The sequence below is a fragment of the Dolichospermum sp. DET69 genome (assembly GCA_017355425.1).
Lineage (GTDB): Bacteria > Cyanobacteriota > Cyanobacteriia > Cyanobacteriales > Nostocaceae > Dolichospermum.
Genome location: CP070233.1, coordinates 446505 through 459853, shown reverse-complemented (window position 1 = coordinate 459853; position 13349 = coordinate 446505). Strand labels below are relative to the sequence as shown.

Here is a 13349-nt window from a genome sequence, read left to right as displayed (position 1 = left end):
ATTAACAACAGCCTCCACCATCATAATACCATGTGGAATCAGTAATTATGATTTCTTCAGGATTGGCAATTGCTAAATTTTTGGCAGTCTTATCACAAACTGCCGCAGGAATACCACGTTGCAAAATATGTCCAGCTTGATCATCAAAAAATTCTTTCTTACCTGCATAAATCGCGGTTTTACCAGTAAAAATACAAGCACCATCTGCGGGAATTTCTACTTTAAAAGCCACAGAATCTAGACTTTCTAAAAGCAGATTTTCTGTGAGTTTATAAGTATGTTTATCTAATAAGCGATAAGGACGACGAGCGCGAATTTCAATTTGTCCAAAACCAGCATTAATAATCAGTTGAGTATATTCTTGATATGTAATAGCACCGGACAAACAAAGGGCGCGTAAATGTTCATTTTGTTGTAAATGTCCAGGAACAGGACTCGTAGCAATTGGGTCACTCATCTGCAAACGTCCACCTGGTTTCAATACCCGATATGCTTCTTTTAAAGCCAGAGTTAAATCTGTCGGTTCAAAAATATTGAACAGGCAATTTTGCGCGACTATATCAACTGAAGCATCAGCAATAGGTAAATTAAAAGCGTCTCCCGGACGAATTTCCACAAAACTAGGATCAAACCAAGGGTTTTCTTTTGCTGCAATTTGCAAATTACGCGTTGCAGCTTCTCGCATGGCTTCCACTGGTTCAACAGCAATTACTGCACCAGGACGACGAGAAAAATAAGCAAATTGCAAAGCTTCTAAGCCACCGCCAACACCAACATATAAAACTGTAGGTTCATTAGTGAGTTCATTGTGATGTACTGTAGTTCCACAACCATAGTTCATCTCCTGCATAGCTAAAGGAATTTTCAACCCTGGTAATTGTAAAGGCGTACTTTGAACACAGCACAATCCTATTTCTGGTGTTTGAGCAACTTGGCTGTAAAATTTGGCTGCGGTTTCTAAATAGGTCATAATCGCAAATTAGGAATTAATAATAAACCCAAGCGATTAGAAATCGCGGCTACACAGACAAAACCCACCTACGTGGGTTTGAAACACTTAATGATTAGTCCACGAAGGTGGACTTCGTTTGTGTAGTAGCGATTTCTAATCGCCGAATACTGGCATCTTAGTATTAATTCTGCATAAAAACAACGTAAGAACCGATTATATTAAAGTTATTGTAATTTTTAGATCGCAAAATTTCTCTTAAAATCTTCTTTCTTCGTGTCCTTCGTGTCTATCCCTTCGGGACGCTCCGCGAACGTGGTTCATTTTTTTATTACTAAGACTTGACTTCTCCCCCCAGAAAGAGTATTATACATAACTATATAGAAGGGGAGTAGCTGCTGGCAGTAAATCAATATTTTCTGTTCAGTATATCTAAGTCAACATACTGGTGATGAGCCTGGTTTAGATAGCGAATAAATAAAGTATTTGAAAGCGAGACCTTCACTGACTACACATTTAAACGTGTGGAGTTCAGTGAAGTTGTGATGACTCTCATTGATACTCCACACCGGGAAAAAAATCCTTTAGGAGTTTGAGAGAATGTTAACAGCTTTTACCGCAGGTTTATTACTAATTACCATTTCCGAACTAGGTGATAAAACCTTTTTTATTGCTGTAATTTTGTCCATGCACCACCCACGGCGCTTGGTATTTACTGGTGTGGTAGCTGCTTTAGCGGCTATGACTATTTTATCTGTAATGTTTGGACAGGTAGTATCTTTATTACCAAAAAGTTATATTCATTATGCGGAAATAGTTTTGTTTATTGCCTTTGGTTTAAAGTTAATTTATGATGCCAATAAAATGGCTGTATCCGCTACTGAAGAAGTAGTAGAAGAGGCACAAGAGGCAGTAGAAAAAGCAGATTTAGATAATTCCCAGCAAAAAACAGTTTGGTCAATTTTACTGAAATCCTTCGTATTAACATTTATAGCAGAATGGGGCGATCGCACACAAATAGCCACGATTGCCCTAGCAGCCGGAAATAACCCCATTGGTGTGACACTGGGAGCAATATTAGGACATTCTATTTGTGCGGCGATCGCCGTCATTGGTGGTAGATTAATAGCAGGTAGGATATCCGAACGGCAAATTACCTTTGTAGGTGGCTTTCTGTTTATCATCTTTGGGATAGTCGCAGCCATAGAAGGAAAATAAATTAACCCCTCTTGTAAACCTCTCCCCGAAGCGGAGAGAGGCTTTGAAACCCCCCTTCCCAGCCTTCGGCACGCTGCGCTAACGTAGGGAAGGGGGGCAGGGGGGTTAGGTTTTTGGAAATTATTGGTTTTATTTAATACTTTTCAAACACCCTCTTTGGCTGTTCACTTTTTTACCCAAAAGCCTTACTGCAAGGACTCTAAGCTAGAAAATATTAAATTTAGCTGCGTAACAGCTTATACTTATGAATTATTTAACTTTCATTTTAGTTATGTCACTCGCGTGACTCTAGGTATACGTCACAAAAAAAACATTTATTAGATAAAAATTACGGTTTTGTTTAGAAAAAAAATCTTTTATTATTATACACAGATTAACCCTGTTTGGATAAGATTTTGTAGAGGTTTAGCACTGCTCAACAGTGTCAAGTACCTTCAAGCCAGGGAATAAATTCCCTGTCTAAACGCTCAAGTCGGTTAAAACCGACTATTTTGGCGGTATTTATTCGAGAAATAGGATAATTTCTGATTTCGATGTCATCAGAGACTTGAGCCAGGGAATAAATTCCCTGTCTAATAGCTCAAGTCGGTTTTAACCGACTATTTTGGCGGTATTTGTTCGAGAAATAGGATAATTTCTGATTTCGATGTCATCACAGTGCGTTTTAACGCACTTTAGCTATTAGACCGGAACTTCAGTTCCGGGCGGGTATAAAAGCTTAGTTAGCAAGTACAAAGGAAAAAAATATGTTCAACAACTCTTCCCTGCGTCAAACCGCGACAACTATTGTTTTTATTGATTCTTCCCTTTCTGACTATCAGACCCTCCAAGCAGGAGTTGTAGAGGGTGTAGAAACGGTGATTCTTTCCCCAAATCAAGACGGGATTGAGCAAATTAGCCAAGTTTTACAACAACATCCCCACATTACCACCATTCACATCCTTTCCCACGGTTCTCCTGGATGCTTGTATTTAGGAAATAGTCAATTAAACTTAACCAATATTCACAATTACACCCAACAGTTACAACACTGGCAACGTCAGAATATTTTACTATATGGCTGTAACGTCGCCGCCGGGGATGCTGGGGAAGAATTTATTCACAAATTACATCAAATTACAACCGCAACCATTAGCGCCTCCACAACAAAAACCGGTAATGCAGCATTAGGGGGAAATTGGGAATTAGAGGTGAATATTCCCGTTACAGAGACCTTCCATGGAACGTCTCTACATTTGTCAGATATTGTTGCAGACACCCTCAACACCTACCAGGGAGTATTTGCACCCACATTAGTGGGCAATTATAATACTTCTGGCAATGCTTATGGTGTGCAAGTAGTCGGTAACTATGCTTACGTAGCTGATTATTGGTCAGGACTACAAATCATTGATATAAGCAACCCCACAACCCCCACCCTCAAGGGCAATTATGATACATCTTACAATTTTGACCCTGCTTATGGTGTGCAAGTAGTCGGTAACTATGCTTACGTAGCTTATAGTGAATCAGGACTACAAATAATAGACATAAGCAACCCCACTAACCCCACCTTCAAGGGCAATTATGCTACTTCTGGCTATGCTTATGGTGTGCAAGTAGTCGGTAACTATGCTTACGTAGCTGATTCTGATTCAGGACTACAAATCATTGATATAAGCAATCCCACAACCCCCACCCTTAAGGGCAATTATGATACTTCTGGCTATGCTTATGGTGTGCAAGTAGTCGGTAACTACGCTTACGTAGCTGATTATTATTCAGGACTACAAATAATAGACATAAGTAACCCCACTACCCCCACCCTCAAGGGCAATTATAATACATCTGGTGCTGCTTTAGGTGTGCAAGTAGTCGGTAACTACGCTTACGTAGCTGATTCTGATTCAGGACTACAAATAATAGACATAAGCAACCCCACTACCCCCACCCTCAAGGGCAATTATGATACTTCTGGCAATGCTTATGGTGTGCAAGTAGTCGGTAACTATGCTTATGTAGGTGATGGGTATGATGGAGGACTACAAATAATAGACATAAGCAACCCCACTACCCCCACCCTCAAGGGCAATTATGATACTTCTGGCTATGCTTATGGTGTGCAAGTAGTCGGTAACTACGCTTATGTTGCTGATTCTGATTCAGGACTACAAATCATTGACGTGAGTGAGTTTACTAACAAAGCACCCACCAACCTCACACTCTCCACCAGCACAATTGCCGAAAACCAAGTTAGTGGTACAGTAATTGGTAATCTCACCACCACAGACCCAGATACAGCAAACTCCTTTACCTATAGTTTAGTCACTGGGAACGGTGCAACAGATAATAGTTTCTTCACCATTACCAATAATCAACTCAAAACCAACGCTATATTTGACTACGAAACCAAAAACAGTTATAGCGTTCGACTCAGGACAACAGACCAAGGGGGGTTATTTTTTGAGAAACAATTAAACATCAGTGTAACTGATCTTAACGATAACGAAAGCTTCACCACCACAGCCCAACAAGATATCATAGATGCTGACTATGGAGACGACACCATCACCAGCACATGGGGCAATTTACAACAAAACGACACCATCAAAGGTGGTAATGGCACAGACACCTTAATTATCAGCGGAGGGACAGTTAATGATCTTATCTCCATAGATACCAGTAACACCACCAATCAATTAGATATTCCTGGGACAACAGTATTCGGATTTGAACGCTTTGATTTAAGTGGCTTTACAGGTACTATCAGCTTTAACGGTACTACTGGTAATGATTGGGTTAAAGGTGGTACAGGAAACGATGATTTAACCGGTGGAAACGGTAATGACTACTTGAACGGGGGAACAGGTATAGACTTTTTAATCGGTGGTAAAGGAAATGATACCTTTGTCGTAGACGATATTGGTGATATCATTGCTGAAGGTTTAAATGATGGAATAGATACCGTTGAATCTTCTATCACCTGGACATTAAAAAACCACTTAGAAAACCTGACTTTAACCGGAACAACCGCTATTAATGGTACAGGTAATAATCTGAATAATATCATTACAGGTAACACTGGTAATAACACTCTTGATGGTGGTTTAGGAAATGATACCCTCATTGGTGGTTTAGGAAATGATACCCTCATTGGTGGTGTTGGTAACGATTCCTACTATGTTGACAGTACAGCAAATATCATTACAGAATTAGTAGGACAAGGAATAGATAGCGTTTACAGCACTATAACTTACACTCTAACAACCTACACCGAAAACCTAACGTTACAGGGAACAACCGCTATTAATGGTACAGGTAATAACCTGAATAATATCATTACAGGTAACGCAGCCGATAACGTTCTCACAGGTGGTACGGGTGCTGATACTTTAATTGGTGGCGCTGGTAATGACTCCTATTATGTGGACAATACAGCAGATAGCATTACAGAAAATGCTAATGAAGGAACTGATATCGTTTTCAGCAGTGTAACTTACACCCTCACCACCAATATCGAAAACCTGACTTTACAAGGAACAACCGCTATTAACGGTACAGGCAATAACCTGAATAATATCATTACAGGTAATACTGGTAATAACGTTCTCACTGGTGGTTTAGGAAATGATACCCTCATTGGTGGCGCTGGTAATGATTCCTACTATGTGGATAATACAGCAGATAGCATTACAGAAAATCTGAATGAAGGAACTGATATTGTTTTCAGCAGTGTAACTTACACCCTCACCACCAACCTAGAAAACCTGACTTTACAAGGAACAACTGCGATTAATGGCATAGGTAATGACCTCAATAACAGCATTACAGGTAATACTGGTAATAACGTTCTTACAGGTGGTTTAGGAAATGATACCCTCACTGGTAATGCAGGTTCAGATACTTTAATTGGTGGTTTGGGTAATGATAGCCTGTATTTGGGTTTCAACGATAATGTTGTCGATAACGTTAATTACGTTCTTGGTGATGGTACAGATACAGTTTATCAATTTGTGCGCGGTGTCGGTGGTGATAAACTGAACTTTACAGGTATTGCCAATTTTGATGTTAGGAAATTGGGTGCAAATACGGAAATACGCATTGGTGATGGTATTGGTGGTAATACTGGTTTTGGTAACGGTCAGTTATTAGTTACCTTATCAGGGACATCAGGATTTACCAGCGCCAATGCGAATATCAACCTCTTTGGTGGTGCTTTCCTATTCAATTAAATAGACATCTCCAAAGAGACTTCCAATTTAAAAAATATTCCAAAATTTCTTGTAGTGCGGGCATCTTGCCCGTCAAGGAACGCAAATTTAATAACCTGCAATTCTGACTTAACCTGAAATGGTGCGTTACGCTGTCGCTAACACACCCTACTTTTGCACTTTATTTAATTCACATTCCTAATAATACAAGGACGGGCAAGATACCATTGGATAGCGAAGCGCTGCTGCAAGCAGTTCATTTTTTTTGTGGAGTTCTCAAATTGAAAAAAGCCTTGATTTTTGGCTTTGGTTGCGCTGTCGCTTAGAGGTTGTTTGAAAACTTTTTCGTGTGGTATCTAACACCCGCAGATCCCCCTAAATCCCCCTTAAAAAGGGGGACTTTGAGGAATTTAGCCCCCCTTTTTAAGGCTACGGTGTACACACATCTCTAGACAGGATGCTAAACGTGATCCGATCCCCCTAAATCCCCCTTAAAAAGGGGGACTTTGAGGAATTTAGCCCCCCTTTTTAAGGCTACGGTGTACACACATCTCTAGACAGGATGCTAAACGTGATCCGATCCCCCTAAATCCCCCTTAAAAAGGGGGACTTTGAGGAATTTAGCCCCCCTTTTTAAGGCTACGGTGTACACACATCTCTAGACAGGATGCTAAACGTGATCCGATCCCCCTAAATCCCCCTTAAAAAGGGGGACTTTGAGGAATTTAGCCCCCCTTTTTAAGGCTACGGTGTACACACATCTCTAGACAGGATGCTAAACGTGATCCGATCCCCCTAAATCCCCCTTAAAAAGGGGGACTTTGAGGAATTTAGCCCCCCTTTTTAAGGCTACGGTGTACACACATCTCTAGACAGGATGCTAAACGTGATCCGATCCCCCTAAATCCCCCTTAAAAAGGGGGACTTTGAAGAATTTAGCCCCCCTTTTTAAGGCTACGGTGTACACACATCTCTAGACAGGATGCTAAACGTGATCCGATCCCCCTAAATCCCCCTTAAAAAGGGGGACTTTGAAGAATTTAGCCCCCCTTTTTAAGGCTACGGTGTACACACATCTCTAGACAGGATGCTAAACGTGATCCGATCCCCCTAAATCCCCCTTAAAAAGGGGGACTTTGAAAAATTTAGCCCCCCTTTTTAAGGCTACGGTGTACACACATCTCTAGACAGGATGCTAAACGTGATCCGATCCCCCTAAATCCCCCTTAAAAAGGGGGACTTTGAAGAATTTAGCCCCCCTTTTTAAGGCTACGGTGTACACACATCTCTAGACAGGATGCTAAACGTGATCCGATCCCCCTAAATCCCCCTTAAAAAGGGGGACTTTGAAGAATTTAGCCCCCCTTTTTAAGGCTACGGTGTACACACATCTCTAGACAGGATGCTAAACGTGATCCGATCCCCCTAAATCCCCCTTAAAAAGGGGGACTTTGAAGAATTTAGCCCCCCTTTTTAAGGCTACGGTGTACACACATCTCTAGACAGGATGCTAAACGTGATCCGATCCCCCTAAATCCCCCTTAAAAAGGGGGACTTTGAAGAATTTAGCCCCCCTTTTTAAGGGGGGTTGGGGGGATCTAAACGTTGTGGGGCAACTCTAGAAGACTTGTGTGTACACTGTAGCTTTTTAAGGGGGGTTGGGGGGATCTCGATTAATTCTGATACTTTTCAAACATCCTCTTAGACAACAAAAAACAAATTACCCAAAAATACTCGGGTAGGGTGGGTTACGGATTACTGTCCTAACTCACCATAAATTTAGGGGATAATGGTGGGTTACGCTGCGCTAACCCACCCTACGTCGGTTTGAGTAGAAACAACCTCTTACGGAGTAGGTGAAGGTGTAGATGATTCGGTAGGCGAAGATATAGGAGTAGGCTGAGAAACTGCTGCGGCTTTATTGATTTCGTCCTTATACTTAGCCGGTGCTAAAGCTATGGCACTATCAAATAAAGGTTTTGCTTCATCAACCTTCCCCTGTTGCTTAAACAGCATTGCCTTTGCTAAAACGGGACGAAAATCTTGAGCATCTTTCTTGATCGCTTGATCATAAGCATAAATAGCTTGAGTATCGTTTTTCGTTAAAGCGTAGACACTACCCAAAAGCACTTGGACAGCGACTACATCCACACTTCCTGGCTGAATAGTATTAGCCTGGGTAGCAGCAGCTAGACTTTCTTGTAATAAGCCAATAGCTGCTTCTGGACGCTTTTCGCTTAATTGCAAATTCACCATCCCCTGTAAAGCTTTTAAATCACCAGGTTTTGTAGTTAAAATAGTCCGGTAAGTTTGAGCAGCCCCCTCCTTATCGCCAATTTGTTGTTTAGCTTGTGCCAGTAAAACCCCATATTCTGACTTTTGGGGATTGAGTTTAGCAAGTTTTTCCAAAGGTTCAATTATGGCTTGAATATCCGCTGGTTTAACTTCCCCTTGGCTTTTTTGACTTAACAACTCCAGACGCGCTTGCAAAAGCCCCTTGAGTGCAGTTTGATTTTCTGCATCTTTTTGTAAAACTAATTCATAACCCCGAACTTGATCTTCCAGTTTTGACTTTTGTGCAGATGAAGGTAATTTATTATCACCAGCGGGCTGATTTTGTGGAGATGATTCTGGTTTATTAATCGCTGTCAGGATGGGTATAATAGAAACCCCTACAAAAGCCACAACAGCAAAAGCTAACACTACTCGGACTATCCAGCGATTACGCGATTCAGACACAATATTATTTTGCTCCTAAAAGGTAATGAAATTAATTGCAAAGTTAAAAATTTCCAAAACTTTGCGGAATACGGTCATTTGTCTGTGAATTTTATAACAAATAAATATCTATCCTGCTAAAGTAAGTGATGACTTTAGGAAGATCCGTCAGAATTATCGCTATGCTATGCTTCCGATAGCGAAGCGTGGCAAATGCCATAACTGGATTAAAGACGCTAAATTACGCATTTAGTGTGTAAATGTCAGATTTAGCGTCTTCATTTTTGTACAGAGCATCAAACGAGTGGCCAGATTAAAAGGAAATATCCTTTTATTCAGCTACCTAGTTGCTCTTTTCCTTTGTCTTTATTAAATCCCACCATGGGGTATGTCTTGTGCCGCAAGGAGTTTTTATGAATTCCGACCTGATGCCGTCTTCTGAATCTGCAAATTTCACAGCCTCTAACCAAGGCATAAAAGAGATTGAACCCGCTGTTAATGCTAATACATTAGCAGACCAATCCTCTAAACTGGAAAATTCTCTCACTCACTCTACTGACTCTAGCAAGCCTGAATCTAATGGGCATTTTGCTAATCGAGAACAACCAATTCCACCTCCGAGCGAACCGACTCAATACCGAGCTATTGGGTTAATTCGGGGATGTTACCATGCCAGTGATGAACAGTTCACCCAAGGAACACTAATCACAAAAGATGGGGTTGAACTTAATGCCGTCCTCTTAGGTCGGATTATGAGTTTAGTCAAAAATCACTTAGACCTAGAAAAAGAACATCTATGGGTAGTTTATCCCCGCACTAGACAAGAAAACGACGCATTGCACCTGCAAATTGTCGGCGTTTGGGAACCTGAAAATCTAGCAAAATATGACCTAGATGAAGACAACCCAGATTCCACAGTAGTTTCTGATAGTGGTAGTGTGGCGTTAGCTATTCACCCGAAACCCTCCTCAGCAGTCCCTGATGGTGGCTTTTCTGTGCGTGGTGAGGTAGTTTACCAGTCTTTTGACGAAAGGAGTTTGGTGGTGAAAATCAAACAAGCTCCCCGTAAACCTACTGATAAAGCTAAATATTTTAAGTTGAAACTCAAGGGAATATTAACCACAAAAGCTGTGGGTAAATTCTGGGACTTCAATGTTAAACGGGAAGATGACGCATTAGTAGTAGTTAATGCCGAAGCGATCGCCGATTTACCCAAAAAACGCAAACCACCCTTCAAAGGAGCGCCTCGTGGTGCCGGTGGTGGTGGTGACAGAAAACCATTCCTTCCCAGACGCAATGGAGAAGCCCCACGTCCCATTAAAAAGACAGGGGGTGATTCAACTGTCATCACCAAACCCATCCCCAAAACCCCCACTCCTAAGCCAGTTATCAAGCCAAAAGCAACTGGAAATTAGTCATTAGTCATTAGTCATTAGTTATTAGTCATTAGTTATTAGTTATTAGTCATTAGTCATTAGTCATTGCTCTTCTGACTCCTGACTCCTGACTCCTGACTCCTGACTCCTGACTCCTGACTCCTGACTCCTGACTCCTGACTCCTGAATTCTAAAACTCCGTCCAACGGTCTTGGGGTAAAAAAGAACGTTCCATGGGAATTGGGGCTACTGGTTCAGTGAGGGTGAATATCCCTTCTGTAATCCATTGTTTCAATTCCTGAGCTACTTTTCGGGATAGAAATAAACTAGCTAAGGATGCTACTCGTACCGTTCTGCCTTCGATAGTGATGCGTCCAGATTTAAGTTGGGCGTAACTCACTAAACCGAAGGTAGGACGGACACGACGAGGAATAGAAAAATCTACTATTGGCGCTACTAGGTCTTTATCTTGGACAGCACAGTGTGCTACCACACCAGCATTTAATACTGGCAATGGCACACCTACACCCATCATCAAGGATGGTCCATAGCTTTTAAAATAACAGCCTCGGATCCATCGGGCATCCATTTGTTTAGCATCACCAATTAAAGCTAAAGTTGCCGATGGTCCAATAGGTGTGCGATTTTCTAACCGCTTTTGTAAGGGAAAATGTTGTGTCCCTTCCCAAGCTACATAACCAATACCCCCAGCTAAAAAAATCTTTGTCCCAATCCCCACAAGTTGTAAATCAGGGTCATTCAGTAGGGGTGAAAGCGAACCAGGGTTAGAATAAACCGCATTCCCTAAGCGTGGCTGCAATGGTCCTAAATAGGTATGTAGTGGGCGATCGCCTCCATTCACACCGACAATAAAATTTTGATAAAGATTGCGCGGATTAAATAAATAAAACTGATTGATAGTGTCACGGGTGATAGTGGTTTCAAATGTGGCTCTAGGGTAGCAATCGGTAACTTGGCCAACAGCGCGGACTTGGATAGATTTCCCGGCAATTAATTCCTCAATCACATGACCACCACCCCGTTCTCGCACGTCTTCCCCATCTACGGAGTCAACTGGACAACTAGCACCCAAATATAAATCTACCGCCCCAAAACCAGCATAAGCAGGAACTCCATCCAACCAGCAACGGCGAATTTTAATCGGTGGGTCAGTATGTCCTAAGTTAATAATTGCACCACTTGATTCCATTGGTTCAAATGTGCCAGTGGTAATTACATCTACTTCTTTGGCAGCTTTACTAACACCAATTTCCGCAACTCGCGCTTTTAACTCTTCAGCAGTCCAAACTACCGCCCGTTTCTGGCTGATTTTCTCATTAATCTCCGCAATTGTTCGCATTTTTAACTCATCTGATAGCGAAGCATGGCGTTAGTCATGCTATTTCTTATGCTACAAAAACAGTATTTAGCAGCGCTTTTACGTCCTCAGCACAATATTCTGTAAGAGACTATCGTTACCCTGGGGGAGTTGACGATAGCCTACATGACCACGGAGGAGTCATTTTTAAAGACTTATTTACAAAACAACTTGGTAAGCATCAAGCCCAGTAAATCTAAGATTGTCAATCCTTTACTCTGAGTTTAACGGAATCAGCATGAGAAGGTAAACCCTCTGTAGTTGCTAAGATATCAATGGCAGATGCCACTTTTTCCAAAGCAGTTTGTGAGTATTGAATAATACTTGAGTGTTTTAAAAATGTTTCTACCCCTAAAGCTGAAGCATAACGGGCTGCACCGGAAGTAGGTAAGGTATGGTTAGGCCCTGCTAAATAGTCTCCTACGGCTTCTGGTGTGGAACTTCCTAGGAAGATTGCCCCAGCATGGCGAATATGATTAATTAAAGCCCAAGGATCGGCAACTTCCAATTCTAGGTGTTCGGGTGCAAACTCGTTAGAAAGTTCGGCTGCGGCTTCGAGGGAGTCCACCACCACGATTAAACCATAATGGGCGATCGCTTTTTCTGTATCTATCCGCCGGGGATGATCTACCAATTGTCTTTCTACTTCTATTTGCACTTGTTTGGCTAAATTAGCATCTGTTGTCAGCAAAATCGCTGCGGCCATGGGGTCATGTTCTGCTTGAGCTAATAAATCAGCCGCTACATACACAGGATTGGCTGTTTCATCAGCAATTACCAGTACTTCGCTAGGACCAGCTAAAGAATCAATCCCCACAGTTCCGTAAACTAATTTTTTGGCCAAGGTGACATAAATATTACCAGGTCCAGTAATGATATTGACTTTGGGAATTGTTTCTGTACCATAGGCTAAAGCAGCGATCGCTTGAGCGCCACCAATGCGGTAAATTTCCTGAACTCCGGCTTCTTGGGCGGCTACCAAAACCGCCGGATTGACCATTTTCCCACTTCTGACGGGTGTCACCATGACTACACGGGGGACACCTGCCACTTTGGCGGGAATGGCGTTCATTAATACTGTACTGGGATAACAAGCCCGACCACCTGGTATATATAAACCCGCGCGGTCTACGGGAGTATAGCGTTTGCCTAATACTACTTCATCATTGTCAAAATGTACCCAGCTTTTGGGAACTCGTTGACGGTGAAAAGCTTCTATTTTTTGGCAAGCGAGACGAATAGACTGAAGCAAATCCTTAGAAACCTGTTGGTAGGCTGCATCCAGTTCTGATCCTGTTACCTTGAGTTCGTCTGCTTTGAGACTTTGGTGATCAAATTCTTCTGTATAATGTAATACAGCTTTATCACCTTGACGCTTCACCGCTTGCAACACTTCGCGCACTGTTGCTTCTTTGTGAATTACCTGATCATCTTGGGTGCGATCGCAGATCCGTTGAATTTCTGATCTAACGTCTGCCTGCTGAGTAATAATTCGCAGCATGGAGTAATGATAATACCAA

7 protein-coding genes are annotated in these 13349 nt (G+C 41.9%); 3 read left to right on the top strand and 4 right to left on the bottom strand.

Translation table 11 applies throughout. The features are described 5' to 3' along the window. Window position 1: 1 nt before the first annotated feature. Window positions 2–970, bottom strand: coding sequence for an arsenosugar biosynthesis arsenite methyltransferase ArsM (gene arsM, locus EZY12_02375; GenBank protein QSX68572.1), 969 nt, complete (start codon window positions 968–970; stop codon window positions 2–4). A gap of 579 nt (window positions 971–1549) precedes the next feature. Between arsM and EZY12_02370 the strand changes: the two genes are divergently transcribed. Both EZY12_02370 and EZY12_02365 read left to right on the top strand, forming a co-directional pair. After that, window positions 1550–2167, top strand: a complete 618-nt coding sequence (locus EZY12_02370) for a TMEM165/GDT1 family protein (protein QSX68571.1) — start codon at window positions 1550–1552, stop codon at window positions 2165–2167. A 746-nt stretch (window positions 2168–2913) separates the two neighbouring features. Then, window positions 2914–6378, top strand: a complete 3465-nt coding sequence (locus tag EZY12_02365) for a DUF4347 domain-containing protein (protein ID QSX68570.1) — start codon at window positions 2914–2916, stop codon at window positions 6376–6378. A 1824-nt stretch (window positions 6379–8202) separates the two neighbouring features. On the opposite strand, the gene EZY12_02360 is transcribed toward EZY12_02365, so the two are convergent. Further along, window positions 8203–9096, bottom strand: a complete 894-nt coding sequence (locus EZY12_02360) for a Tfp pilus assembly protein PilF (GenBank protein ID QSX68569.1) — start codon at window positions 9094–9096, stop codon at window positions 8203–8205. Between the two features lie 392 nt (window positions 9097–9488). Here EZY12_02360 and EZY12_02355 point away from each other — a divergent pair, with 392 nt between their 5' ends. Continuing rightward, the gene (locus EZY12_02355) at window positions 9489–10490 is read left to right on the top strand and encodes a hypothetical protein (protein QSX68568.1); all 1002 of its coding nucleotides are present in this window, start codon (window positions 9489–9491) and stop codon (window positions 10488–10490) included. Between the two features lie 151 nt (window positions 10491–10641). Here EZY12_02355 and EZY12_02350 read toward each other — a convergent pair whose 3' ends face one another. Both EZY12_02350 and hisD read right to left on the bottom strand, forming a co-directional pair. Continuing rightward, window positions 10642–11811: a homocysteine biosynthesis protein gene (locus EZY12_02350; GenBank protein ID QSX68567.1), complete on the bottom strand. Its 1170-nt coding sequence runs from the start codon at window positions 11809–11811 to the stop codon at window positions 10642–10644. Between the two features lie 223 nt (window positions 11812–12034). Next, window positions 12035–13330, bottom strand: a complete 1296-nt coding sequence (hisD, locus tag EZY12_02345; GenBank protein ID QSX68566.1) for a histidinol dehydrogenase — start codon at window positions 13328–13330, stop codon at window positions 12035–12037. Between the last annotated feature and the right edge of the window lie 19 nt (window positions 13331–13349).